This is a genomic window from Sulfitobacter sp. DSM 110093 (assembly GCF_022788715.1).
Taxonomy (GTDB): Bacteria; Pseudomonadota; Alphaproteobacteria; order Rhodobacterales; family Rhodobacteraceae; genus Sulfitobacter.
The window spans coordinates 1,581,095-1,601,119 of sequence record NZ_CP085167.1; the positions used below are offsets into that span (position 1 = coordinate 1,581,095).

Sequence of the window (20,025 nt, forward strand, 5' to 3'; positions counted from 1 at the left end):
TTAGCTCGGCTGCGTTTCACGACGGCTGCGCAGCACCAGCCAGATCAGCGAGCCACCTGCCAATACCAAGAACGGCACCATGGCAAGGTTCACCGCCGCCCAGCCTTCTTGTGCCGTGCCACCCGAGCAGTTCATCAGCCCGCCCGATGCGAGCGAGGCAACGGTCACGCCGCCAAAGACCAGCAAATCGTTCAAGCCCTGCATCCGTCCACGCTCATGCGGTTCGTGCGCGCCGGCAAGCATCGTGGTTGCGCCGATAAAGCCAAAGTTCCAACCCAGCCCCAAGAGGATCAGCGCAATGTAAAAGTTGCTAAGTTCCACCCCCTGCAGCGCCACCAGACCAGCGGCTGCAAGGATCGCAATGCCAAGGCCCATGATCCGCTCAACCCCGAAACGGCTGATCAGATGCCCGGTAAAGAAGGATGGCGCGAACATCGCCAGCACATGGCCGGTGACCACATAGCCCGCATTGTCTTGGCTATACCCACACCCCACGACAGCCAGCGGCGTCGATGTCATGACAAGGTTCATCAGCGCATAAGACACCATGGCGCAGATTACCGCCACGGCGATGCGCGGCGTGGTCAGGAGTTCCCAACGGCTACGGCCCTTGGGCGCGTCATGCGCCGGGATCGGCGGCTTGGGAATGTCGATAAACAAAAACAGCACTGCGCCCATCAGGTTCACCGCAACCACGGCAAGATAGGTGCCAAGGAACGGCACCACGAGGCTGCCCGAAGTCGCTGTGGCAAGCTGGGGCCCGATGATAGCAGAGACAAGGCCGCCTGCCATGACATAGGATATCGCCTTGGGCCGGAAATCATCCGATGCGGTATCGGCAGCGGCAAAGCGGTAGAACCCCTGCGCTGACATGTAGACACCAGTGAGCAACGAGCCGAGCAAAAAGACCGGAAAAGAGGCCAGATAAAGTCCATAGGCTGCCACCGCGCCCCCCAAAGCCCCGCCCGCAGCGCCTAGGAAAAAGCCCGCTTTACGGCCATAACGCTGCATCACGGTCGAGATTGGCGTGGCCGCGAGCATTGAGCCCAGAACGATCATCGAAATCGGCAGCGTCGCCAGACAAACATTCGTCGCAAGCGAATGCCCAGCAAGCCCCCCGACCAAAAAGATCATCGGCATTTGCGCCCCGAGAAAGGCCTGCGCTGCCACCAGCACCGCCACGTTGCGCCGTGCGCGTCTGTCGTCGATCATGTCTGAATTCCTCACTTGCCGCCAAGGCGTAGCCTTGCCGTTGGGTAAGGGCAAGTCCGCCACGGCTTTTTGCGTCGCGCTTGGCGCTTGCGCCCGGAGCCAAGCTCGCCGATGATCGCGCCAATGACCTCCCAAAGAAGCCCTTCATTGAACCTCCTTCTCCTCGCTGGCACTGCCGAAGCGCGTCAACTTGGCGTAGAATTGCAGCAGGCGGGCCATAGGGTAACCGCATGGCTGTCTGAACTGCCGCGCGGCAACAATCCGATGCCAGTGACGTTTGAAATGCGCGACCCCGAAGACCCGGCCGCATTGCGACGCGATATGGCGAAATACGATGCGGTTTTGGATCTAAGCCACGGATTTGATGCGGTTCTGAGCCATGCAGGCTTTGCCGCTGCCACGAGATTGGGCAAACCCTTTGTCAGTTTCGCGCGGCCTGGCTGGGCTTTAGATGATCCGCTGTTGCGATCGGTCAGTGATGTTGCTGCCGCCGCCCGCGCGGTGCCGTCCGGCGCCCGTGTTTTTGCCGCCACAGGATGGGCCAGCCTGCCGCAGTTTCTGCCCTTTGACGGCGAGCGCTTAATGCTGCGCCAGACCAGCCGTCATGAGCGACCTGCGCCCTTTGATTTCGTCGATCTGATCTTTGGCGATCCACCGTTCACCGTGGCTGCTGAAACCGCATTGTTTCGCGACCTCGGCGTCAACCTTCTGATCTGCCGTAACCTCGGCGGGCAGGCGAGTCGCCCGAAAGTCAACGCCGCACTCGCCCTTGGCCTGCCTGTGGTCCTGATCGAAAGGCCGCGTTTGCCAGAGGGGGCGGTGTGTCTCAGTAACCTCGAAGCAATGCTGGATTGGGTGGCCCGACTTTGAGCATCTATCCTTCGATTACCTGTGATGCTGATGTCGCGGAAGGGGCGTCGTGGCTGGCCGAGGCAGAGCCACGCTTTGCCATGGCGCTCAGCCAAACTGGACCCTTGCCGCTGCGCTTGCGGCCGCCGGGCTATGCCGGATTGCTTGATATCATCGTTGGACAGCAGGTCAGCGTGGCTTCTGCAAGGGCGATCTATGCGCGGCTGGTCGAGGCCGGGTTGGATAGGCCAGAAAATGTGCTTGTCGCTCAAGACAGCGGGCTGCGTGCCGCGGGGCTAAGTCGGCCAAAGGCGCGCTATGTCTTGGCATTGGCGGAAAGCGAATTCGACTTTGACGCGTTACACCACTTCTCTGATGACGACGCCATCGCCGCGCTGATCGCCATGCCCGGCATCGGCCCATGGACCGCGCAGGTCTATGTGATGTTCTGCCTTGGTCGGCGGGATGTTTTCCCAAGCGGCGATCTGGCGTTGCAAGAAGCCGCGCGGGGTCTATTTGATCTGTCCGCGCGTCCCACGCCAAAAGACCTTACTGCGATGGCCGCCGCTTGGTCACCTTGGCGGTCGGTTGCGGCGCGCTTGCTCTTTGCCTACTACCGGGTGTTGAAACAAAAGGAAGGATTGTCATGACACGGGTTTTGAACGCCGAGCGCCGCGAGCCGGTCTCTGGCACCACACGGTCGGTTGTGGTGTTCCTCCATGGCTATGGGGCCAATGGGGCTGACCTGCTGGGCCTCGCCGATCCGCTGGGCGAGCATCTGCCTGACACGCTGTTCGTCGCGCCCGACGCGCCCGAGGCTTGCGCAGGTGCGCCGATGGGCTTTCAGTGGTTCCCGATCCCGTGGATCGACGGATCGTCCGAAGAGGAATCGATGCGCGGCATGATGAGCGCGGTCGAAGACCTCGACGCGTTTCTTGATGCGCTGATGGTGGATGAAGACGTGCTGCCCGAACAGGTCGTGCTCTTTGGCTTTTCCCAAGGCACGATGATGTCGCTGCATGTGGCCCCGCGCCGCGAGGATGCGGTGGCGGGCATCGTGGCCTTTTCGGGCCGCCTGCTGAACCCCGAAGCGCTGACCGAAGAGGCGCGGGTGAAACCGCCCGTGTTGCTGGTGCATGGCGATGCCGATGACGTGGTGCCGCCGGAATCCTTGCCTCAGGCCGCCGAAGCACTGCAAGAGGCAGGATGGCAGGATGTCTTTGCCCACGTCATGAAAGGCACTGGCCACGGCATTGCGCCCGATGGTTTGAGTGTGGCGCTGGCCTTTATGCGGGATAAACTGGGGCTTTAACCCTTCATTTCGTCCCAAAGCCAAGGTTCGGCAAATTCAACTGAATTGCCAGCGGGGTCGCGCACATAGAACGAGCGCGCCCCGTTCGGCCAATCAAAGCGGGTGTCAATCTTGACCCCGGCGGTGCTCAACCGCCTCTCCATCGCAGTGATTTCGTCGCGCTTCATCGCAAAGCAGACATGCCCCGGCCCTTGTGCCCCATGGGGCGGCACCGGCATCTGCGGGTTGCCGGGCGGCTGCGCCGTCGCGGTGGGGTTGAAGATCAGCAGCACAGATGGCCCAAGCGCAAAGAACATATGCCGCCCCGGTACCTCTTGAAATAACTGTAAGCCCAAGTGATCGCGGTAGAACTGTCGCGCGGCATCCAGATCACCGACATAAAGCGCGGCTTCGAGCAGCGATTGCGGAGCGGGGGCGTCGGGCAGGGGCTTATCTGTCATGCAATAAGGTTAACAGACTCTGCCTATCTGTCACGCATCTGTCGTACTTGGCTGGCAAAACCGGCGACATCTAGTGGTTCACCTTTGTCTTGCCAGAGCGAAACCGCGAGATATAGTGAAGCGAAACGGGCAGAGGACGCGACCAGATGGACGGCGATTTCAGGACCGAATTTACCCGCCAACCGGCGGCTTTGAAACACCGCCCTGCGCTGGTGCTTAATGCGGATTACCGACCTTTATCTTATTACCCGCTGTCGCTTTGGCCTTGGCAAGAAGCCGTTAAAGCCAAATGGCTCGACCGGGTAGAGATCGTCGCCGAATATGACGAGGTGGTGCGCAGCCCCTCGACGGTGATTAGGATACCCTCGGTTGTCGTTCTAAAAGACTATGTCAAACCTCAAAAGCGCGTGGCCTTCACGCGCTTTAATTTATTTCTGAGGGATGAATTTCGGTGCCAATACTGCGGTGCGAAGGGCGATCTGACCTTTGACCATGTGGTGCCGCGCGCCGCAGGCGGCGTGACGAGTTGGCAAAACGTGGTGGCGGCCTGTAGCCCCTGCAACCTGCGCAAAGGATCGCGACCCTTGCACCGCACCGGGCTTGCCTTGCGCAAACCGCCGCGCCAGCCCGCTGCCGAAGAGCTGCGCAACATGGGCCGCAAATTCCCACCCGGCCATCTGCATGAGAGCTGGATGGATTTCCTCTATTGGGATGCCGAGCTCGAAGCGTGACGCTCAGATAGCAAGCTCAACCCAGATCGGCACATGGTCCGACGGCTTGTCGCGCCCGCGCACGTCGCGGTCGATCTGGCAGTCGCGCAGCCGATCGGCGCAGGAAGGCGACAGCAAAAAATGGTCGATGCGGATGCCGTTGTTCCGGTTCCACGCGCCCGCTTGATAATCCCAGAATGAATAATGCCCTGGTCCTTGGGTCCGTGCGCGGAAGGCGTCGGTCAGTCCAAGGTTCACCAACCGCCGCCATGCGGCGCGGGACTCGGGGCGAAACAGCGCGTCTTCGCGCCAGCTATCGGGCTTGGCCGCGTCTTCGGCCTGCGGGATGATGTTGTAATCACCCGCCATGAGGAATGGCGTTTCTTCTGCTAGCAGCGCCTCGGCGCGGGCCTGAAGCCGCGCCATCCACGCGAGTTTGTAATCATATTTCGGCCCCGGCACCGGGTTGCCGTTGGGCAGGTAGAGCCCGCAGACCCGAACCGCCATTTCATCCCCCATGACGGTCGCTTCGATCCAACGGGCCTGATCGTCCGCGTCGTCACCGGGCAAACCACGGGTCACATCCTCAAGCGGGAGCTTTGACAGGATCGCCACGCCGTTGAAGGATTTTTGCCCGTGGGTTTCAACGTTATAGCCGCGCTCTTCAAGCATCTCGCGGGGGAAGGCCTCGTCGACTGACTTGATCTCTTGTAGGACCACAACGTCCGGCTGCGCCTCATCTAACCACTCTGGGAGCGCTGCCACGCGGGCCTTTATGCCGTTAATGTTGAAACTCGCAATTTTCATATCAGGCTCCCTTGAGACACCTGACTGCTATCGCGCAATCGTTGTTGCGGGGCAAGGGGAAGGCGCGCGCGCTTAAGATGATTCTATGGGCATTGTTTCCCTTAATGCGGGAATGACGGGATTGCGTATTCCTCTTTTGTCATGAGTCAGCCCTGTGGATCGATTTTATTCTGCATAGCAACGAAAACAGAAAAATGATCAAGGCGTGAGAACTGCGCATTAATCCTCATGTGGATAAATCTTTCAGGACAAAGACTTAGACGGAAATCAGTTGGCGAAACAATCTTAAGATGCATCAGTGTAGGAACTGCACGTTTAAATGGTAATCTTCTCGAAAGGATTTCGATATGACTACGACTACTGCAACAGTTTTCGCCCCACTAACAGCGCCTGTAGAGGACGACAACCTGATATCACTTGGCGCGGGGGTTGGGCTATTCACCACGGGCCTTAATCCAATGGGCAGCGACATGCTCATGGGCGATGGGGTGGAACTGTTCACCACTGGGTTACAACAAAACACCGGAACCATCGCGCAGGGGGCGGGGGTGGGCCTATTCACCACTGGGCTTGCGGCTTCTGAGGCGCAGGTGCTGCCATTCGGCGCCTGAAACCTGATCAAGCGGGCGGTTTCCTCCGCCCGCTGTCCCTTTTTGGAGGCCCTCTAATGACCAATGTTGTTCTGCTAAGACCTGAAGATAATTGCGACACGACGACCCGAAGAACGCGGTTGATCCGCGCCTTTGCCAGCGAACGCCGCCAGCAGGGGGATGTCTTTTGGATGAAGGAAAACGCCGAACTGTTGGGGATGCTAGCAAGCATAGGGGCCGCGTTGGACGCCGAGATGCTTGAGCCGCTTGTCGCCTTCCATTCAAAGAGCCGCAACATGCTCCGCGATTTCCCGCAGTACTACCGTTTTATCCTGTCGCTCTGTCTCGACCTCGAAGAGCTTGGCCTGCCGGAACTTTACGGCGCGGCACTGTGCGATGAGGTTGCCCGCGTGGGCTTAGAGGGCATGGAGCTGTCCGATCTACAACGTGCCGAGGCACGCCGCCTGCTGCGCCGCCGCGCTGTCGGGCCGCTGGTCGGTGAGGGTGCGCTTGGCGAGCGGTTGCACAATTTTATTACCCGCAGCGCCACCTTCGCCATACCCAACCGTAAGGCCGCGTATGAGCTAACACATATTGTCTACTATCTGTCGGACTATGGCCGCCTAGACCCGAGCCTGCCCGAAAAAGCTTTGCTGAGCTTACAGTTCACTGGACTGCTCGCTTTTCTTGATCAAGATATGGATCTGCTCGCCGAAGTCTGCGCCGCGCTGCGATTTGCCGGAGTGGCGCCAGCTAGGTCGTGGGAAAACTCTGTGGCGGAATGCCACCGTGCCTCTCGCATTCAGGCGGATACGCACGCCCCTGTGCAGGACGACTACCATGAATGGCTCGTCACCGGGTGGGCCATACATATTGCGGGCCGTCCCCTGCGCCCGCAGCACCTGTCCGATGGTGCGCTGCGGTTTAAATGCCGTTCCCGGGGGCAGGGGGCGCTGCGGCCCTTGGCGGAATGTCTGAGTGATATGGGGGCGCAGCGCAGTGCAGATTGGGGGCATATGCGCCCGCATGTTCTGTCTTATCTTGGGCCAGACAGTCACGCGGTCTTACTCGCGGCTGAGCAATCTGGCCCGCATTTTGAAAAATTCTTTGAGGGGTTTGCACGGGCGCGCGGTTAGACGCGCCCGGAAAGCTCACATCGAGAAAGATGTGCCGCAGCCGCAGGCCGCCGTCGCATTGGGGTTCTCAATCGTGAACCGCGCGCCGATCAACTCTTCGGTGAAGTCGATCACCGCATCAGCCAGAAACGGCAGCGATACACTATCGACCACCACTTTCTGACCACTGCCTTCCAGAACGAGGTCATCCTCGGCAGGTGCGTCCAATGCAATGTCATACTGAAATCCCGAACAGCCGCCGCCCTCGACGGCGATGCGCAGGGCTTTGCCTTCGTCGGCGGCCCCGATCTCGGCGAGGCGTTCAAAGGCGCGGGACGTAACTTTGGGGGGCAGGTTCATCTGCGGGCTCCGATGCATCGGTTTTCTTTCGCGTTCCCTTAACATATAGAAACCACAAGGACAGGTCACAAGGACCGCAAGAAGGACCAGCCGCAATGCGCGCAAAATTCGCCTCTGATCCGGACACAGCCAAGGGACGGCTTGTGCCCGAAGAGGAAAGCACTTTTCGCTCCTGCTATCAGCGGGACCGGGACCGGATCATTCACGCCTCCGCCTTTCGGCGGCTCAAACACAAGACGCAGGTCTTTGTGGAGCATGAGGGAGATTATTTCCGCACCCGGCTGACCCATTCGATTGAAGTGGCACAGGTGGCACGGACGATCTCAGGCGCGCTGCGCTTGAACGGAGAGCTGACCGAAGCCGTGGCGCTAGCGCATGATCTGGGCCACACGCCCTTTGGCCACACTGGAGAAGACGCGCTCCACAAGCTGATGCAGCCCTATGGTGGGTTTGACCACAACGCGCAGGCGATCAAGATCGTCACCACGCTGGAACGGCATTATGCCGAATTCGATGGGCTGAACCTGACGTGGGATACCCTTGAAGGAATTGCCAAACACAATGGCCCAGTGATCGGCGATGTGCCCCATGCGCTTGCTGGCTATAACGCGCGGCATGATCTGGAACTGCACACCCATGCCAGCGCCGAAGCGCAGGTTGCCGCGCTTTCGGATGATATCGCCTATAACAACCACGATCTCCATGATGGTTTGCGAGCGGGCCTGTTCACCGAAGAAGAGATCGCTGAGCTGCCCATGGTCGGCGCGGCCTATGCGGAAGTGGACCGCCTGTACCCCGACACCGACAGCTATCGCCGCCGCCACGAGGCGCTGCGCCGGGTGTTCGGCGTAATGGTCGGTGATGTGATCGAAACCTCCGCCAAACTGCTAAAGGAAACGGGCGCACAATCCCCCGATGACATCCGCCATCTGGGTCGCCCGGTAATCCGCTTTTCGGATCTCGTCTGGCAGGATCTGCGCCAAATACGGAAGTTCCTTTTCACCCGCATGTACCGCGCGCCCTCGGTCATGGAGAATCGTGAGAAGGTAACCAAGGTGGTCGAAGACCTCTTTCCGCTGTTTTTATCTCAGCCCAACCTTCTGCCCCGTCATTGGGCGGCGGCGATTGAGGCGGCAGAGGATGACACCACGCTGGCGCGGATGGTCTCTGATTACATTGCAGGCATGACGGACCGTTTCGCGCTGCAAGAACATGCGCGGCTCTTTGGCAGTGATTTGCGCAGCTTCCGCTAGGCCCTTGGACATGGTAGTCTGACATTGACGATCCATAGGTGACATAGATGATACAGACCCCCGTTCTGCCGGAAAGCTTGGCTGGTGACGCGACCTTTGCGATCCTTTCCGCGGGTCAAGCACCCGGCTCGGCGGTGACCAAACGTGCCGCTGGTCTGGGGGCAGAGGTTGTGGCGATGGACCGCGACCCGACCGTTTTGGCCCGTCTGATGAGTCAATCGCCAGAACGGGTCGAAGGGCTGGCGTTGGCTGGTGATCTGGTCAGCCGGTTCGAGCCGCTCTACCGCAACTGGGGCGGCACGCCGTTGCATTTGGTGTTGAACCTGATGCCGCTTGACCCAGAAGACTGTGCAAAAGGTATTGATGCGCAGATCCGGGGGCTTTCTGCGCTGGTGCGGGCCTTGGGCCGTGGCTTGGTAGCCGGGCAGGGGTCCGTTGTGACCGTTCTGCCGCGCCCCAGTCAGCCGCTTGCACTTGCCGGGCATGGGCTGATCGGGGCCTTTGAGGCGGCCAATGCCGCGCTTGATGAGGTTTTTGGCGCACGCGGCCTGCATTTTCATCTGATCACTGTGCCCGAGGGACAGGCCGAACTGGCCGCAGACACCGCGCTTTTCCTCGGGTCCGAAGCGGGCCGACGGCTCCGAAGTGGGCGTTTGGACCTCGGCTGATAGCGCCGCTTCAAACGCCATTCCCTGACTTGGGCCATCGCGGCCCGCCGCTTGATTGACTGCACCCCCGCACATGATAAACGGGCGGGGAACAAGGATACCCGACATGAACCTATTTGCCGAAATTCGCCATCTTATCATTGCGACGCTGGAACAGATGGTCGCGCAGGAAGCCCTGCCTGCGACCCTGAACTTTGACCCGATCACCGCTGAGCCGCCGCGCGACCCTGCGCATGGCGATATGGCGACCAATGCCGCGATGGTACTGGCCAAGCCCGCAGGCATGAAGCCGCGTGACATCGCCGAAGCGCTGGCAGCACAGTTGCAGAACGATCCGCGTATCACCTCTGCCGAAGTGGCCGGTCCGGGGTTCATCAACCTGCGGCTTGCGCCTTCAGTCTGGCAAAACGTGGCACGGCAGGTCTTGAACCAAGGCACCAACTTTGGCCGCGCGATCCTTGGCGCCGGTCAACGGGTGAACGTCGAATATGTTTCGGCCAACCCAACCGGCCCGCTGCATGTGGGCCACACCCGTGGTGCGGTCTTTGGCGACGCGCTGGCCAGCCTGCTGGATTTCGCAGGCTACGATGTGACCCGTGAATACTACATCAACGATGGCGGTGCACAGGTCGATGTTCTGGCGCGGTCGGTCTACCTGCGCTACCTCGAAGCCAATGGCAAAGAGGTGGCCTTCCCCGATGGCACATACCCCGGCGATTACTTGATCCCGCTAGGCGAAGCGCTGGCTAAAATGTACGGCGACAAGCTGGTGGATCAACCTGAAAGCGAATGGCTCGATGATCTTCGAGAGTTCGCGACCGATGCGATGATGAACCTGATCCGTGAGGATTTGGCATCGCTGGGCGTTGAAATGGATGTCTTCTATAGCGAAAAATCGCTCTACGGTACGGGTCAGATTGAGGCGGCGATTTCCTCTCTCGAAGCCAAGGGGCTGATCTATGAGGGCGTGCTGGAGCCGCCAAAGGGAAAGAAACCCGAGGATTGGGAACCGCGCGAACAGACGCTGTTTAAATCGACCGAGCATGGCGATGATGTGGACCGCCCGGTCAAGAAATCGGACGGTTCTTGGACCTATTTCGCTCCCGATATCGCTTATCATTACGACAAGATAAGCCGCGACTTTGACATGTTGATTGACATTTTGGGCGCTGATCACGGCGGCTATGTCAAACGTATGAAAGCGGCAGTCAAAGCGCTGAGCGATGGGCATGTGCCGCTTGATATCAAGCTGACACAGCTGGTGAAATTGTTCAAAAACGGTGAGCCATTCAAGATGTCCAAACGGGCAGGGACTTTTGTCACCCTGCGCGATGTGGTCGATCAGGTTGGCCCTGATGTGACACGTTTTGTCATGCTGACCCGCAAAAATGACGCGATGTTGGACTTTGATTTCGACAAGGTGCTTGAGCAAAGCCGCGAGAATCCTGTGTTCTACGTGCAATACGCCCATGCGCGCGTTGCCTCGATCCTGCGCAAGGCCGAAGCGGCTGAGATCAACGTTAATGACGCGACCCTGATGGATGCCGATCTGACCAAACTTGACCATGATGCCGAGATCGGGCTGCTGCGCAAACTTGCGGAATGGCCACGTCTGGTTGAGACGGCCGCGCGTAGCAATGAACCGCACCGCGTTGCCTTCTACCTTTATGAACTCGCGTCCGATTTCCACAGCCTCTATCACTTGGGCCGCTCTGAAGATGGGTTGCGCGCGTTGCAAGAAGGCGATGCTGACACATCACAGGCAAAAATCGCCCTGTCGCGTGCCGTTGCGATTGTAATCGCGGCGGGTCTTGGTATTCTTGGCGTCACACCGGCACAAGAGATGCGATAACCGCACCAGCGCGCCGAAAACAGGCAACCCCAAGATAGACCCGCGTGGCGATGTATCACGTCGGGCAAAGAGGCAGAGATGGCAGATTTCACGTCTTCCCCGACGACGGCGGGCTATGCGCCCGATTCCGCGCATGGATACGCAGTGGGCACCGCGCCCAAGGCACTGACAACGCTCACCAATATCGCTGGCGCCGTGGTTTCACTGGCGCTGGTCGCCGGGATCGGCGTTTGGGGCTACAAACTGTTGGTACGTGATGTGACGGGTATTCCCGTGGTCCGCGCCGTCCAAGGTGAAATGCGTGTGCGCCCCGAAGAACCGGGCGGAGAATTGGCCCGACATCAGGGGTTGTCGGTCAACGTAGTGGCCGCCGAAGGCAACGCCGGACGCCCCGCCGATCAGCTGCGCCTCGCGCCCCGCCAGATCGAATTGCAGGACGAAGACCAGCCCGTGCAAGTGGCGATGGTTGCCGGAAAACCACAAGGCGAGGCGACCAAAGCCGTGGCCCAAGGTGGCGACGGTAATCTGATTGACGCCTCTGCCGCGATCCGCTCAGGCAACGTCCAAGACCTTGTGGCTCAACTTACCAATGGTGTGGCTCCCTTGAGCGGTGAGGCGGCTGCCGACCCGGTCGATACTGCCGTCGCCATGGCGCTGGCCGATACATCGGCGCAGCCTAAGGTGGTCAAAGCCGTGCTGAACGCACCCGGCGTACGCAATTCGCTGCGCCCCCGCCGTCGCCCCGCAGGTGGTGCCGTGGTGACGCCTGCTTCGGTTCAAAGCAATCCGGTCAAAGCCGCCACGCAAGAGGTCGATCCCGCGGCCCTTCCCGCTGGCACCCGCATGGCGCAGCTTGGTGCATTCGACAGCCCAGAGGTTGCCCGCGAACAGTGGGATCGTCTTCAGGGCCGCTTCGGCGCCTACCTTGAAGGTAAAAACCGCGTTGTTCAAAAGGCGACCAGCGGTGGCCGGGTGTTCTATCGCCTGCGCGCGATGGGCTTTGACGACATCGCAGATGCGCGCCGCTTCTGTTCGGCTCTCGTGGCTGAAAACGCAGATTGCATTCCGGTGGTAATGCGCTGATGCGCCCATTTGGGGCCACGATCCTCGATGCGACGGGCTTGCGGCTCAGCGTCGAGGAAAAAGCATTCTTTCGGGACGTGCGGCCCTTTGGTTTTATTCTTTTTTCTCGCAACATCGACAGCCCCGACCAAGTTCGCGCGCTTTGTGAGGAGATGCGCGAGGCGGCGGGCCACGAGGCGGTAATCACCATCGACCAAGAAGGAGGTCGCGTGCAGCGTATGCGCGCGCCTCAGTGGCGCAATTGGGTGCCTCCGATGGAATTAGCCGAACGTGCCGGAGATCAAGCGCGTCAAGCGTTCTACCTTATGTACCGGATCATCGCCCAAGAGCTGCACAACGTCGGCATCGATAGCAACTGTGCGCCGCTGATCGACGTGGCGGGGCCCAAGACCCATCCGTTTTTGCGCAACCGTTGCTATGGCGAAACGCCGGGGCAGGTGGCCGAGATTGGCCGCGCGGTGGCCGACGGGCTGCTGGCGGGGGGCGTGTTGCCGGTGATGAAACATATGCCCGGTCATGGCCGTGCCACGCTCGACAGTCACCACAATTTGCCCCGTGTCGATGCCCGTCGGATTGATCTGGAGGCGGTCGATTTTGCGCCGTTCCGCAGTCTGCGGGATCTGCCCATGGGGATGACAGCCCATCTGGTCTATGACGCGCTGGATGATACCCCGGCGACCCTGTCCGCTAAGGTCATGCGGATCATCCGTGAGGATATCGGCTTCGATAACCTCGTGATGACAGACGACATCTCGATGAAGGCGCTGCAAATGACCCCGGCGGAAAGCACCCGCGCGGCAATTGCGGCGGGCTGTGACGTGGCCCTTTTTTGCAATGGCCCGCTAGAAGACCGCCGCGCCGTTGCAGAAGCCGCAGGCGAAATGACCCCCGCCGCCCAGACCCGCGCCCTGCGGGCCATGGATGCGCGGCAGACCCCCGATGACGTTGACATCGACGCCCTCAGCGCCCAACTTGAGACGCTTCTGGGCGGAGCATTGCATGGCTGACACGACATTTCAGGAAGACATGGACGGGGCTGGCGGCTCCGTTGCCGATCGGCTGGCCGCCGAGGCGTTCATCATTGATGTTGAGGGCTATGAGGGGCCGCTTGATCTGCTGCTGTCGCTTAGCCGTACCCAAAAGGTCGACCTGCGCAAAGTCTCAGTGCTGCAACTTGCACGGCAGTATCTGGCCTTTGTCGAGCGGGCCAAAGAACTGCGCCTGGAACTGGCCGCAGATTACCTTGTGATGGCCGCATGGCTGGCGTTCCTTAAATCGCGTCTGTTGCTGCCCCCGGACCCGACCGAAGAAGGCCCATCTGGCGAAGAGATGGCTGCACATCTGGCGTTCCAACTGGAACGTCTCCAAGCCATGCGCGACGCTGCCGCACGCCTGATGGCCCGCGATCAGCTTGGCCGCGATTTCTTTGCCCGTGGCCAGACCCATGAGATCACCCGCGTCAAAAAGGTGACCTATACCGCGACCCTGCTGGACCTTATGCAGGGCTATGCGCGCACCCGCACGCGAGATGAATTCCGCCCCTTCGTGATGGACCGCGACAAGGTTTTCACCATGGAAGAGGCGCTGGAACGGATGCGCGGGCTGATTGGCTATGCGGGCGATTGGGGCGATCTTAACAGCTATCTGCCCGAAGGTTGGGAGAGCGATCCTGAGCGGCGACGCTCTGCCACGGCGGCGACCTTTGCTGCATCGCTTCAACTGGTGAAAGAGGGGCATATGGAGATCCGTCAGAAAGAGATTTTCGCCCCTATCCAACTGCGCAAAAAGGATTGATGCGTGTCGGAAGAAGTTAAGACGAAAGAGAAAAAACTGTTCGACGCGCCGTCATTGGCCGAACAAGAGCGCATGATCGAAGCCGTGCTTTTCGCAAGCTCCGAACCGATCACCTTGCGTGAATTGGAAACCCGCCTGCCGGCGGGATCGGATGTGGGCGAAGCAATGGCATTCTTGCGGCATCGCTATCAAGGGCGCGGTGTGCAGGTGATGAAGGTGGGCGATGCCTATGCCTTTCGGACCGCGCCCGATCTTGGCTTTCTCATGCACCGCGAAACGGTTGAGACGCGTAAACTCAGCCGTGCCGCGATCGAGACGCTGGCGATCATCGCCTATCACCAGCCCGTCACCCGCGCCGAGATCGAAGAAATTCGCGGTGTCGCGGTCTCTCGTGGCACGGTGGACCAATTGCTAGAGATGGAGTGGATCCGCTTTGGCCGTCGCAAGATGACACCGGGCCGCCCGGTGACATTTGTAGTGACGCAAGAGTTCCTCGATCACTTTGGTTTGGAAAGCGCGCGGGATCTACCGGGGCTGAAAGAACTCCGCTCTGCCGGGCTGTTGGAAAACCGCCCGCCATCTGGGCTGCTGCCAACGGTTGGCGATGGCGAGGACGAGCCGGAGACCACCGAAGGGCAAAGCGAGCTTTTCGAGGATTGATAGATGTGGGGCTGACATACGGCCCACTATACCTACATCAGATAGGTTGATCCGGGGAGAGTTTCGATGAAACAGATCGTCAATATGGTCATGCGTCAGGTGATGCGGCGGATGCTATCGCGTGCAGGCAAGCGCAGGGCCGGCAAAGGGTCTGCGTTTAATGCGCGCTCTGCGCAGCAGGGTATCCGGATGCTGCGGCGGTTCTTTCGGTCTAGGTAAAAGACTACCGCTTCAAGCTGAGCGGAAGTGCTTTGACAGCTTCAGACCCTGACCTTGGTAATTTGAGGCGATGTCAGCCCCGTAAAGCTGGCTGGGGATCTGGGCCATATGCTCATAGACCAACCGCCCCACGACCTGACCATGCTCTAGCACAAACGGCGCTTCATGGCAGCGCACTTCCAATACCCCGCGCGAACCTGCGCCGCCTGCTTCGGCATGGCCAAAGCCCGGATCGAAGAAGCCCGCGTAATGCACACGGAATTCGCCCACCATCGCTAGATAAGGCGCCATTTCAGCAGCATAAACGGGGGGAATTGTCACGGCTTCGCGGCTGACCAAGATGTAGAATGCACCGGGATCAAGGATGATCTGCCCATTGGTGCTGTGCACCTCTTCCCAATAGGCTGCCGGGTCGTAGTGGCCGATCTTGTCGAGGTCGATCACCCCAGTATGCGGCTTGGCGCGGTAGCCGACAAGGCTGGTGCCGGGCAGGCGCAGATCGACGGAAAAGCCCAAGCCTTCGTCGATCACGGCGGTACCATCCACCAAGGGGGTTTTATCATGCAGCGCACGTAAGGCATCATCGTCCAGCGTGGCATCGCCACTGCCGAAGCGGATCTGATTCAGCCGCATGCCGGGGCGCACAAGCACGGAAAAGGAGCGGGGGCAGATCTCAGCATAAAGCGGGCCGGTATAGCCCGGCGCGATCCGGTCAAACTCGGTCCCGCCGTCGGTGATGGTGCGTGTCAAAAGATCGAGCCGCCCGGTGGAGCTTTTGGCATTGGCGACCGCAGAGACATTGTCAGACAGCGCAAGCGTTTCCATCAAAGGCACGACATAGACGCAGCCTTTTTCTAGTACTGCACCTTCGCTGAGGTCAACGCGGTGCATCTCGAACTCTGCCAAACGATCCGCTACCTTTGCCCCATGCCCGGCAAGGAAGGATGCCCGTACGCGATAGGCGACGTTGCCAAGGCGTAGATCAAGGCTGGCAGGCTGGATCTGGGCCGAAGTGACTGCCGGATCGGCGGCAATGGCACCGCTTTCGATCATCGCTGCAATCTGCTGGTTGGGGAGCACCCCGTTCATCGCATTGGGCATCAAGCGGGGCCTTTCAAATGACAAACGCCCGCGCGTTACCGGCGCGGGCGTTTTGTTGTAGTCGCTTGGTCGGGCTAGCAGGACTCGAACCTGCGACCTTCCGTCCCCCAGACGGACGCGCTACCAGGCTGCGCCATAGCCCGACTACGTGGGCTTCATACCCGATCTCGCAGGGGGTGCAAGAGGGAATTGCCGATCTTTTCATTGCGATTAATAATTACTTTCAAAGCCGGGTTCGGCGGCCATCCGCGCGCGCAACTCTGCCAGATCAAGAAGCAGACCGGCCACGAGCGGCTGCACATCGCGGGGCAGGTAATGCACACGGGTCGCCACACTCAACAGACCCGGACGGGCTGGGAATTCATCCTCGGGGGTGAAGTCCGGCAAGTCAATGATCGCAGGTCTGGGCGTATCGTCGAACTCTTCGATTTCTGGCTCAGAGGGCGCGTCATCTGCAGGGGATACAGGTTCCACATCGGTCAGCGCTTCGGGTTCTGACGCGAGGGGGCGTTTTAGGAAGTCGGGCAGACTGGCATCTGCGGCGGTCTGCGGCTTGGACTCGGCTGGGTTCACCTCAACTTCGGGGCCAGCGGTGCGATCCGGCTCCGGCGCGTCGGGTGTGGCTCGGTCCGACGGAGCCAACGGATCAGGCATCGCGCGCGGGTGATCGTCGGCAGGCGGCACAGGAGAGGGGGGCAGGGACTCTGTGGGGGTGACCTGCGATGCGCTTGGTGGTGGGGCAGCAGGCGAAGCTGCGGGCGTATTGTCAGCCGATTCCGCTTCTGCAGTTTGCTTATCCAAACCAGCGTCGTCCGGCGCTTCTGTCTTCGTGCTGCCAAAGCTTAAAACCACACCGGTTTCCGGGCGGATGATGTCCGGTTTGGGGGCGGGCCGAGGCTCCATAAAGTCCAACTCATCCAGCGGTGCAGAGAGAGAGGACACATGGGTCATCCCTTCTTCGCGCAGGATCTTTTGCACGCCTTTGATGGTCAGCCCATCATCATGGAGAAGCTTTTTGATCCCCCCCAACAGCAGCATATCCGCCGGACGATAGTACCGCCGTCCGCCAGCCCGTTTGATGGGCTTTACCTGCGTGAATTTGCTCTCCCAGAACCGCAGAACATGGGCCTGAATACCGAGCCAGTCAGCGACTTCGGAGATGGTGCGAAAAGCGTCCGGCGATTTGACCATGGGTCAGGACTTATTGCCTTCGGCAACGCGGTCTTTCATCAGATGCGAAGGGCGGAAGGTCAGCACGCGGCGCGGGTTGATCGGAACCTCTTCGCCAGTCTTCGGATTGCGCCCCACGCGCGCGGTCTTGTCCCGCACAGAGAATGTCCCGAAGGAAGAGATTTTCACCTGCTCCCCCTCAACCAAAGCGTCGGACATATGCTCTAGCACCGCTTCGACCAGTTGGGCGCTTTCATTGCGAGAAAGACCGACTTCACGAAATACAGCTTCGCTTAAATCCATGCGCGTCAATGTCTTGTTCGGCATTATATCCCCCATGCTTTTCAATAGCATATGCTGCTGCGTTTTTTAGAGTCAACATCAATGCCCGGATCGCGGGCATTTGAGCGGAGATTTTCTGCGTTAGCTCAGTAGCTTACCAGCGCAGGACGACAGAACCCCACGCCAGACCACCGCCAATGGCTTCGGTAACGATCAGGTCGCCTTGTTTGATTTGCCCCCGCTCACGCCCCACGGACAGCGCCAATGGGATCGAAGCCGCCGAGGTGTTGCCGTGGTCTTGAACGGTAACAACCACGCGCTCCATCGGCAGGTTCAGCTTTTTCGCTGTGCCTTGAATGATGCGGATATTGGCCTGATGTGGCACGATCCAATCAACATCTTCGGCAGAGACACCGGCCCGCTCCATCGCGGTATTCGCCGTCGCCGCCAGTTTTTCAACCGCGTGGCGGAAGACCTGATTGCCTTGCATGCGCAGATAGCCAGTGGTGCCCGTGGACACCCCGCCATCGACATAAAGCAGGTCCCGGTAACGGCCATCTGAGTTTAGATCGGTCGCAAGAATGCCGCGATCCTCAGGGCTGTCGGTGCCATCCTGTGCTTCGAGCAGCAGCGCACCTGCGCCATCACCAAAAAGCACGCAGGTCGAACGATCCGTCCAATCCATGATGCGGCTAAAGGTTTCTGCTCCAATTACCAACACGCGGCGGGCTTGGCCCGACACAATCAGCGCGTTGGCATTGGCAAGCGCATAGACGAACCCGGCGCAAACCGCTTGCACGTCAAAGGCAAAGCCACTGGTCATGCCCAATTCGGCTTGCACCATTGTTGCGGCAGAAGGGAAAGTAAGATCAGGCGTTGAGGTGGCGACGACAATCGCATCCACGTCGGATGCCTCGCGGCCCGCATCCTCAAGCGCCTTACGTGCGGCTGCGCTGGCCATGGAGGATGTATTCTCGCCCTCAGCAGCGAAATGGCGGCGTTCGATGCCAGAGCGCGAGCGGATCCACTCGTCATTCGTGTCGAGGGTCGCTTCAAATTCGGCATTTTCCACGACACGGGCGGGCAGGTAGTGGCCACAGCCAGTGACAACGGCGCGCAGGCTCATTTGACGGACTCCTCGGCAGGCAGCGTCGCGGCGACGCGGGCGGCCAGCTTGTCATTGAATTTATTCTGCGACAACTGGGCCGCAAGTTTGATCGCGGCAGAGATGCCTGTTGCATCAGCTGAGCCGTGGGATTTCACAACCGTGCCGTTCAGACCCAGAAAGACGCCCCCGTTCACACGGCGCGGATCAATCTTTTTGCTGAGGCGGCGCAGCGAGGTATAGGCCAGAAGCGACGCAAGCCGTGACATAGGCGAATATTTGAACGCTTCGCGCAGGCGGTTGCCGATCATGCTGGCGGTGCCTTCGCCGGTTTTGATCGCCACGTTCCCGGTGAACCCGTCGGTCACGATCACATCCGCGCGGTTGCCCGAAATGTCGCCACCCTCAACAAAGCCTACAAATTCAAAGCCCGTGGCATCGCCTTGGGCGCGAATCAGATCATAGGCTTCTTTAAGCTCAGTGCGGCCTTTATGTTCTTCTGTACCGACATTCAGCAACCCAACACGCGGGCGCTCTAGGTCCATACCGTTGCGGGCATAGGAGGTGCCCATCAAAGCAAAGCGCAACAAATCATCGGCGTCGGCGCGCACATCGGCGCCTACGTCGAGCATCACGTTAAACCCCTGAGGATTGGAGGACGGGTAGAGCACGGCAATCGCGGGGCGATTCACGCCCGGCAATTTCCGTAGCCGTATCATTGACATCGCCATCAGCGCGCCAGTGTTCCCGCAAGAGACAGCCACGGCGGCTTCTCCGCTGCGCACGGACTCGATGGCGGACCACATGGAACTGGCCTTGCTGGTGCGTACAACTTGGCTGGGTTTGTCGTCCATCGTGACGACATCCGTTGCGTGGCGAACCTCGCAACGACCAGCCAAATCGCTGCGCTTGGCGATCAGCGGCTCAAGCTGATCACGGGGACCATGCAAGATAAAGCCGATGTCTGAATTGGCTGCCGCAGAAAGCGCACACCCGGCAACAACTGCTGCCGGGCCTTCGTCACCCCCCATCGCGTCAACCGAGATCAGGGTGTGTCCGGCTTTCGCGTTGGGGTGATCGGGCTGTGCCGTCATCGGTGCGAATGCCTCACTGCCATTGAAAAAACCTTAGGAACAACGCGCGCTTAGGCTGCGTCGTCTTCCAGGTCTACTTCTTCGGTCAGGGCGACAACTTCGGTGTCGTCATAGTGGCCGCATGCGGCGCAGATGTGGTGTGGGCGCTTCAGCTCACCACAGTTCGAACATTCGTTCGGGTTCGCTGCTGTGAGCGAATCGTGTGCGCGGCGGTTGTTGCGGCGCGATTTGGATACTTTATTCTGTTGGACAGCCATGTCTGGTGCCTTTGCCTTCGGGGTTGCTGACCTGCATGAGGCATGCCGCAACCGTGTTTCAATTCGGACCCCGTTTCGGGCGTGACGACGCT

The 20,025-nt window shown here is 59.9% G+C and carries 24 protein-coding genes and 1 tRNA gene; 14 read left to right on the forward strand and 11 right to left on the reverse strand.

All coding sequences use genetic code 11. The features are described from left to right. Complete coding sequence (locus DSM110093_RS07665) at positions 1-1,212, reverse strand: MFS transporter (protein ID WP_243267513.1); 1,212 nt, start codon at positions 1,210-1,212, stop codon at positions 1-3. A gap of 147 nt (positions 1,213-1,359) precedes the next feature. Between DSM110093_RS07665 and DSM110093_RS07670 the strand changes: the two genes are divergently transcribed. From DSM110093_RS07670 to DSM110093_RS07680, 3 genes are read left to right on the forward strand one after another with little or no spacing between them, the layout of a single operon-like run. After that, positions 1,360-2,082 carry a precorrin-6A/cobalt-precorrin-6A reductase gene (locus DSM110093_RS07670; RefSeq protein ID WP_243267515.1) on the forward strand — a complete coding sequence of 241 codons (723 nt, stop codon included), beginning with the start codon at positions 1,360-1,362 and terminating at the stop codon, positions 2,080-2,082. Then, on the forward strand, positions 2,079-2,711 hold the full coding sequence (locus tag DSM110093_RS07675) for a DNA-3-methyladenine glycosylase 2 family protein (protein ID WP_243267516.1): 633 nt from the start codon (positions 2,079-2,081) through the stop codon (positions 2,709-2,711). Before DSM110093_RS07670 ends, DSM110093_RS07675 begins: the two co-directional genes overlap by 4 nt. After that, a complete protein-coding gene (locus tag DSM110093_RS07680; RefSeq protein ID WP_243267518.1) occupies positions 2,708-3,373 on the forward strand; it encodes an alpha/beta fold hydrolase in 666 nt (221 codons plus the stop codon). The genes DSM110093_RS07675 and DSM110093_RS07680 overlap by 4 nt, the downstream gene beginning before the upstream one ends. Here DSM110093_RS07680 and DSM110093_RS07685 read toward each other — a convergent pair. Then, positions 3,370-3,813: a VOC family protein gene (locus DSM110093_RS07685; protein ID WP_243267520.1), complete on the reverse strand. Its 444-nt coding sequence runs from the start codon at positions 3,811-3,813 to the stop codon at positions 3,370-3,372. The genes DSM110093_RS07680 and DSM110093_RS07685 overlap by 4 nt on opposite strands. A gap of 146 nt (positions 3,814-3,959) precedes the next feature. On the opposite strand from DSM110093_RS07685, the gene DSM110093_RS07690 reads away from it, so the two are divergent. Continuing rightward, positions 3,960-4,544 carry an HNH endonuclease gene (locus tag DSM110093_RS07690; protein WP_093926080.1) on the forward strand — a complete coding sequence of 195 codons (585 nt, stop codon included), beginning with the start codon at positions 3,960-3,962 and terminating at the stop codon, positions 4,542-4,544. 3 nt (positions 4,545-4,547) lie between these two features. On the opposite strand, the gene xth is transcribed toward DSM110093_RS07690, so the two are convergent. Continuing rightward, positions 4,548-5,330, reverse strand: coding sequence for an exodeoxyribonuclease III (gene xth / locus DSM110093_RS07695; protein WP_243267521.1), 783 nt, complete (start codon positions 5,328-5,330; stop codon positions 4,548-4,550). Between the two features lie 347 nt (positions 5,331-5,677). Between xth and DSM110093_RS07700 the strand changes: the two genes are divergently transcribed. Together DSM110093_RS07700 and DSM110093_RS07705 are read left to right on the forward strand one after the other, a co-directional pair. Continuing rightward, positions 5,678-5,941 carry a DUF6749 family protein gene (locus DSM110093_RS07700; RefSeq protein WP_243267523.1) on the forward strand — a complete coding sequence of 88 codons (264 nt, stop codon included), beginning with the start codon at positions 5,678-5,680 and terminating at the stop codon, positions 5,939-5,941. A gap of 56 nt (positions 5,942-5,997) precedes the next feature. Further along, a complete protein-coding gene (locus DSM110093_RS07705; protein WP_243267524.1) occupies positions 5,998-7,056 on the forward strand; it encodes a hypothetical protein in 1,059 nt (352 codons plus the stop codon). A 15-nt stretch (positions 7,057-7,071) separates the two neighbouring features. Here the strand turns inward: DSM110093_RS07705 and DSM110093_RS07710 are convergent, their stop codons facing one another. Further along, a complete protein-coding gene (locus DSM110093_RS07710) occupies positions 7,072-7,395 on the reverse strand; it encodes an iron-sulfur cluster assembly accessory protein (RefSeq protein WP_243267526.1) in 324 nt (107 codons plus the stop codon). A 95-nt stretch (positions 7,396-7,490) separates the two neighbouring features. Here DSM110093_RS07710 and DSM110093_RS07715 point away from each other — a divergent pair, with 95 nt between their 5' ends. From DSM110093_RS07715 to DSM110093_RS07750, 8 genes are all read left to right on the forward strand, one after another. After that, complete coding sequence (locus DSM110093_RS07715) at positions 7,491-8,648, forward strand: deoxyguanosinetriphosphate triphosphohydrolase (RefSeq protein ID WP_243267527.1); 1,158 nt, start codon at positions 7,491-7,493, stop codon at positions 8,646-8,648. A gap of 47 nt (positions 8,649-8,695) precedes the next feature. Beyond that, positions 8,696-9,316 carry a hypothetical protein gene (locus tag DSM110093_RS07720; RefSeq protein ID WP_243267529.1) on the forward strand — a complete coding sequence of 207 codons (621 nt, stop codon included), beginning with the start codon at positions 8,696-8,698 and terminating at the stop codon, positions 9,314-9,316. A gap of 106 nt (positions 9,317-9,422) precedes the next feature. Next, on the forward strand, positions 9,423-11,168 hold the full coding sequence (gene argS / locus DSM110093_RS07725) for an arginine--tRNA ligase (RefSeq protein WP_243267530.1): 1,746 nt from the start codon (positions 9,423-9,425) through the stop codon (positions 11,166-11,168). 78 nt (positions 11,169-11,246) lie between these two features. Continuing rightward, positions 11,247-12,251: an SPOR domain-containing protein gene (locus DSM110093_RS07730; protein ID WP_243267532.1), complete on the forward strand. Its 1,005-nt coding sequence runs from the start codon at positions 11,247-11,249 to the stop codon at positions 12,249-12,251. Then, entirely contained in the window at positions 12,251-13,258 is a 1,008-nt protein-coding gene (nagZ, locus tag DSM110093_RS07735) for a beta-N-acetylhexosaminidase (RefSeq protein ID WP_243267533.1), read from the forward strand. The genes DSM110093_RS07730 and nagZ overlap by 1 nt, the downstream gene beginning before the upstream one ends. Further along, entirely contained in the window at positions 13,251-14,045 is a 795-nt protein-coding gene (locus tag DSM110093_RS07740; RefSeq protein WP_243267535.1) for a ScpA family protein, read from the forward strand. The genes nagZ and DSM110093_RS07740 overlap by 8 nt, the downstream gene beginning before the upstream one ends. Positions 14,046-14,048: 3 nt before the next feature. Next, positions 14,049-14,705, forward strand: coding sequence for an SMC-Scp complex subunit ScpB (gene scpB / locus DSM110093_RS07745; RefSeq protein ID WP_243267536.1), 657 nt, complete (start codon positions 14,049-14,051; stop codon positions 14,703-14,705). 66 nt (positions 14,706-14,771) lie between these two features. Next, on the forward strand, positions 14,772-14,924 hold the full coding sequence (locus tag DSM110093_RS07750; protein WP_243267537.1) for a hypothetical protein: 153 nt from the start codon (positions 14,772-14,774) through the stop codon (positions 14,922-14,924). A gap of 12 nt (positions 14,925-14,936) precedes the next feature. On the opposite strand, the gene DSM110093_RS07755 is transcribed toward DSM110093_RS07750, so the two are convergent. From DSM110093_RS07755 to rpmF, 7 genes are all read right to left on the reverse strand, one after another. Continuing rightward, complete coding sequence (locus tag DSM110093_RS07755; RefSeq protein ID WP_243267690.1) at positions 14,937-16,013, reverse strand: 2'-deoxycytidine 5'-triphosphate deaminase; 1,077 nt, start codon at positions 16,011-16,013, stop codon at positions 14,937-14,939. A 78-nt stretch (positions 16,014-16,091) separates the two neighbouring features. After that, positions 16,092-16,168: transfer RNA gene (locus tag DSM110093_RS07760), tRNA-Pro, on the reverse strand. Between the two features lie 67 nt (positions 16,169-16,235). Further along, entirely contained in the window at positions 16,236-17,216 is a 981-nt protein-coding gene (locus DSM110093_RS07765) for a MerR family transcriptional regulator (protein ID WP_243267538.1), read from the reverse strand. 3 nt (positions 17,217-17,219) lie between these two features. Continuing rightward, positions 17,220-17,522 (reverse strand): integration host factor subunit alpha, encoded by a 303-nt coding sequence (ihfA, locus tag DSM110093_RS07770; RefSeq protein ID WP_040701172.1) that lies wholly within the window; start codon positions 17,520-17,522, stop codon positions 17,220-17,222. Positions 17,523-17,631: 109 nt separating this feature from the next. Next, positions 17,632-18,603: a beta-ketoacyl-ACP synthase III gene (locus DSM110093_RS07775; RefSeq protein ID WP_243267539.1), complete on the reverse strand. Its 972-nt coding sequence runs from the start codon at positions 18,601-18,603 to the stop codon at positions 17,632-17,634. Further along, positions 18,600-19,676, reverse strand: coding sequence for a phosphate acyltransferase PlsX (gene plsX, locus DSM110093_RS07780; RefSeq protein WP_243267540.1), 1,077 nt, complete (start codon positions 19,674-19,676; stop codon positions 18,600-18,602). Before plsX ends, DSM110093_RS07775 begins: the two co-directional genes overlap by 4 nt. Before the next feature lie 50 nt (positions 19,677-19,726). Beyond that, positions 19,727-19,933: a 50S ribosomal protein L32 gene (gene rpmF, locus DSM110093_RS07785; RefSeq protein ID WP_093741388.1), complete on the reverse strand. Its 207-nt coding sequence runs from the start codon at positions 19,931-19,933 to the stop codon at positions 19,727-19,729. Between the last annotated feature and the right edge of the window lie 92 nt (positions 19,934-20,025).

Excerpts from the sequence above, each read along its gene's own strand:
- DSM110093_RS07665 (WP_243267513.1), bottom strand. The coding sequence starts at position 1,212 with ATGATCGACGACAGACGCGCACGGCGCAACGTGGCGGTGCTGGTGGCA.
- DSM110093_RS07680 (WP_243267518.1), top strand. The coding sequence starts at position 2,708 with ATGACACGGGTTTTGAACGCCGAGCGCCGCGAGCCGGTCTCTGGCACC.
- DSM110093_RS07685 (WP_243267520.1), bottom strand. The coding sequence starts at position 3,813 with ATGACAGATAAGCCCCTGCCCGACGCCCCCGCTCCGCAATCGCTGCTC.
- DSM110093_RS07690 (WP_093926080.1), top strand. The coding sequence starts at position 3,960 with ATGGACGGCGATTTCAGGACCGAATTTACCCGCCAACCGGCGGCTTTG.
- xth (WP_243267521.1), bottom strand. The coding sequence starts at position 5,330 with ATGAAAATTGCGAGTTTCAACATTAACGGCATAAAGGCCCGCGTGGCA.
- DSM110093_RS07700 (WP_243267523.1), top strand. The coding sequence starts at position 5,678 with ATGACTACGACTACTGCAACAGTTTTCGCCCCACTAACAGCGCCTGTA.
- DSM110093_RS07705 (WP_243267524.1), top strand. The coding sequence starts at position 5,998 with ATGACCAATGTTGTTCTGCTAAGACCTGAAGATAATTGCGACACGACG.
- DSM110093_RS07710 (WP_243267526.1), bottom strand. The coding sequence starts at position 7,395 with ATGAACCTGCCCCCCAAAGTTACGTCCCGCGCCTTTGAACGCCTCGCC.
- DSM110093_RS07715 (WP_243267527.1), top strand. The coding sequence starts at position 7,491 with ATGCGCGCAAAATTCGCCTCTGATCCGGACACAGCCAAGGGACGGCTT.
- DSM110093_RS07720 (WP_243267529.1), top strand. The coding sequence starts at position 8,696 with ATGATACAGACCCCCGTTCTGCCGGAAAGCTTGGCTGGTGACGCGACC.
- argS (WP_243267530.1), top strand. The coding sequence starts at position 9,423 with ATGAACCTATTTGCCGAAATTCGCCATCTTATCATTGCGACGCTGGAA.
- DSM110093_RS07730 (WP_243267532.1), top strand. The coding sequence starts at position 11,247 with ATGGCAGATTTCACGTCTTCCCCGACGACGGCGGGCTATGCGCCCGAT.
- nagZ (WP_243267533.1), top strand. The coding sequence starts at position 12,251 with ATGCGCCCATTTGGGGCCACGATCCTCGATGCGACGGGCTTGCGGCTC.
- DSM110093_RS07740 (WP_243267535.1), top strand. The coding sequence starts at position 13,251 with ATGGCTGACACGACATTTCAGGAAGACATGGACGGGGCTGGCGGCTCC.
- DSM110093_RS07750 (WP_243267537.1), top strand. The coding sequence starts at position 14,772 with ATGAAACAGATCGTCAATATGGTCATGCGTCAGGTGATGCGGCGGATG.
- DSM110093_RS07755 (WP_243267690.1), bottom strand. The coding sequence starts at position 16,013 with ATGAACGGGGTGCTCCCCAACCAGCAGATTGCAGCGATGATCGAAAGC.
- DSM110093_RS07765 (WP_243267538.1), bottom strand. The coding sequence starts at position 17,216 with ATGGTCAAATCGCCGGACGCTTTTCGCACCATCTCCGAAGTCGCTGAC.
- ihfA (WP_040701172.1), bottom strand. The coding sequence starts at position 17,522 with ATGCCGAACAAGACATTGACGCGCATGGATTTAAGCGAAGCTGTATTT.
- DSM110093_RS07775 (WP_243267539.1), bottom strand. The coding sequence starts at position 18,603 with ATGAGCCTGCGCGCCGTTGTCACTGGCTGTGGCCACTACCTGCCCGCC.
- plsX (WP_243267540.1), bottom strand. The coding sequence starts at position 19,676 with ATGACGGCACAGCCCGATCACCCCAACGCGAAAGCCGGACACACCCTG.
- rpmF (WP_093741388.1), bottom strand. The coding sequence starts at position 19,933 with ATGGCTGTCCAACAGAATAAAGTATCCAAATCGCGCCGCAACAACCGC.